Below are 2,858 nucleotides of genomic sequence, written 5' to 3'. Positions count from 1 at the left end.
TCCTGTTGGCGCTATCGGTGGCCAAAGTGCCAGCCTCGTTGGCTATCATGTGCTCGGCCTTACTGGCCGGTCTCATGACGTCCTTTATGCAGCCTCAGGTGATCGATCGTTTTATTGTCGAACCCGACCTGGCCAGCCCGCTGTTGGCCATCAAGGCGGTCTGGGTCGCGATGGCTACCGGCTTTCAGGAAAACTCCGGTATCGAGCAGATCGATGCCCTGCTTTCCCGTGGCGGCATGGACAGCATGTTGCTGACGATTTGGCTGATTATCGGTGCGGTGACGTTTGGCATCATGGTGGATGATTTCGGCCTGCTGAATAAACTGGTCACGCCGTTACTGTTGCGGGCCAGAACCGTCGGCAAGTTGTTTACTTCAGTGGTGGCCACTGCGATCGGGCTGAATATTGCGGCGGGCGATCAGTACATTGCGCTGCTGCTACCCACCCGGCTGTTCCGGGCCGAGTTTGCCAAACGTGGGCTGGCGCCAGAGAACCTGTCGCGCATCGTTTCGGATGCCGGTATTGTCACCTCTCCGCTGATCCCCTGGAACTCCTGCGGAGCTTATATGGCGGCGGTACTGGGGGTCTCCACCATGGCATATATGCCGTTTGCGGTGTTTAATATCGCTGCCCCGCTGCTCACCCTGGCCTTGGGGATTACCGGCTTTAATATTCGCCATATCCCCATCGCCGCTGCGTCAAAAGGAAATGATGCGAGCCGTAAAGCGGTTGAGTAGTAATAACCGTGACACTAGCACCGAGGCAATAAACACCAGGATCAACAAGGTAAACTTAAGCGTGGCGTCATTAAAATCATACAGCGTAGTAATGAAATAGAATACGCTGTAGTGAACAATATAGACGCCCACCATGGCCGGGCTGATAAATTCTACGATGCGGGTGAGCCATTGGCTCTTGATGGCAATATTATCAAACAGGATAAACAGCGCCAGGCTCATGCCCAACAGATGTAGATGCTCCAGCACAAACCAGCCGGCAACGCTGATCTGGGTATGGGTTGACAGGTAGCGTTCATAGAAATACATGGAGACGCCGATTGGGATCACCAGCAGCCTGGCAGCCCACAGCACGCCTGGTTTCTTGGTGAATCTGCGGCCTGGGGCTTCCCCCAGCACATGGCCAAAAATGTAGTAGCCGCCCCATATCCAGATGAACGAGTAGCTGGAGATAAACAGTGGATCGTCTTGGGTATCCAACGGGCTGAAAATGTCTAGCACCGCAATAACGGCAACCAGAGCGGCGAATACGAACCCGGTTATTTTCAGATGTTTAATTCCCTTGAGGATGATGGGGTAAATAAGATAGATAATCCCCATGTTTAATAGTATGCCATTCTGTAAAATATAACCTTGATGAATATATTGGGTTTTAATCAACGATGAAACGATGTTCCAGAAAATAATTATCATGATAATGGATTTTATCTTGACGACTATCTCCAGCCTGGTGAGTTTCTCTACCTCATCCATATAGCCGATAATGATAAAAAACAAAGGTTTGGCAATAATAGACACGAAGTACAGTACCCCCATGGTATTGGCATGGAGAAAGCACTCGAAGGCGCACATTTGGCTGGTCGAGAAGAAAGTAACGGCGGCAAAACAACTCAAACTCTTTAATGCCTGTTGACTGACACTGTTGATCATAGTTTTCCGTCCATCGCCGGGTTGCTGGTGACACACCCCGCTGTTTTTTATAAAAATAATCTTAGTACAATAAACCCTGCTGCACAACGCGCCGATTTCACCATTAGCCCAACGTCTAGTCATGGCATAAGAATATGCTTAGAAAGCTATGGACAGGTTGATACCTATTAACTATTTTTATGTAATCTGCTTTTTTATGCTTAAAAGGCATTTAGATGAGCAACCTTCATAATTCCAGAGGCAATGCTATCTCATTGATTTAATTTACTTAAATTAAAGTGTGAAATTAACAATCCAAGATTAGCATCGAAGAATAAAGTATTATATTTAATTTAATCATATTTAAAGCATTGTAATCCAGGAACATTCCTATATCTGGTTTTTTATTCCGTGCGGTAGCAGTATTTTGCCGTGCGTCGGTTATGCCGTGCTGATGTTGAAGGAAAAGTTTATTTGCGACAGGAAAAATTTCTGGCAGTGACTATGATTTAATCGTAAGTCTGTTGGTAACGTTATCCTTTTATTACGTAATAACTTTATTTGACTCGGTGTCAGTAAGGAAAACCATGACGAGCTCATCAACGAATAAACTGTCCCTATGGTCACTCACCGCACTGGTAGTGGGCTCCATGATAGGGGCCGGTATATTTTCTTTACCGGCCACCTTTGGGCGCGCTACGGGAGGGTTTGGTGCCATCATCGCCTGGTGTATTGCAGGTGGTGGGATGTTAATGCTGGCTTTTGTGTTCCAAACGCTGGCGCAACGAAAACCCGATCTTGATTCCGGTGTTTTTATCTATGCCAAAGCCGGATTCGGTGACTACCTGGGATTTGCCTCTGCACTCGGTTTCTGGGCCGGGACCTGTATTGGTAACGTCTCTTACTTTGTGCTGATCAAATCGACGCTGGGGGCTTTCTTCCCGATATTTGGCGACGGTAATACCATTCCAGCGGTGCTGTTTGCCTCACTCATTCTTTGGGCGTTCCACATTCTGGTGCTGCGCGGGGTGAAAAGCGCCGCGGCGATCAACACCATTGCTACCATCGCCAAAATCCTGCCGATCCTCATCTTTGTCATCGTGCTGATCTTTGCCTTCAAAAGTGACGTGTTTGCACTCAACTTTTGGGGAACACCAGAGACCGCAGCCTCTTTGGCTAGCGTGGGGGACTTATCTCATCTTAACGACTACG

At 48.0% G+C, this 2,858-nt stretch carries 3 protein-coding genes; 2 read left to right on the top strand and 1 reads right to left on the bottom strand.

The genetic code is table 11. The features are described from left to right. On the top strand, window positions 1–737 hold a 737-nt coding region (locus tag U869_RS0128170; RefSeq protein WP_025124021.1), incomplete at its 5' end, for a Na+/H+ antiporter NhaC family protein. Here U869_RS0128170 and U869_RS0128165 read toward each other — a convergent pair. Further along, the gene (locus U869_RS0128165) at window positions 699–1,667 is read right to left on the bottom strand and encodes an acyltransferase family protein (RefSeq protein ID WP_051588718.1); all 969 of its coding nucleotides are present in this window, start codon (window positions 1,665–1,667) and stop codon (window positions 699–701) included. The genes U869_RS0128170 and U869_RS0128165 overlap by 39 nt on opposite strands. 566 nt (window positions 1,668–2,233) lie before the next feature. Between U869_RS0128165 and U869_RS0128155 the strand changes: the two genes are divergently transcribed. Next, window positions 2,234–2,858 (top strand): amino acid permease (locus U869_RS0128155; protein ID WP_025123514.1); only part of this gene is annotated, 625 nt, incomplete at its 3' end.

Origin of the sequence: Serratia sp. H1w, assembly GCF_000633355.1 — a bacterium.
In the GTDB taxonomy this organism is placed as follows: Bacteria; Pseudomonadota; Gammaproteobacteria; order Enterobacterales; family Enterobacteriaceae; genus Chania.
The sequence above is the reverse complement of the archived record's forward strand: the minus strand, read 5'-3'. Positions and strand labels throughout refer to the sequence as shown.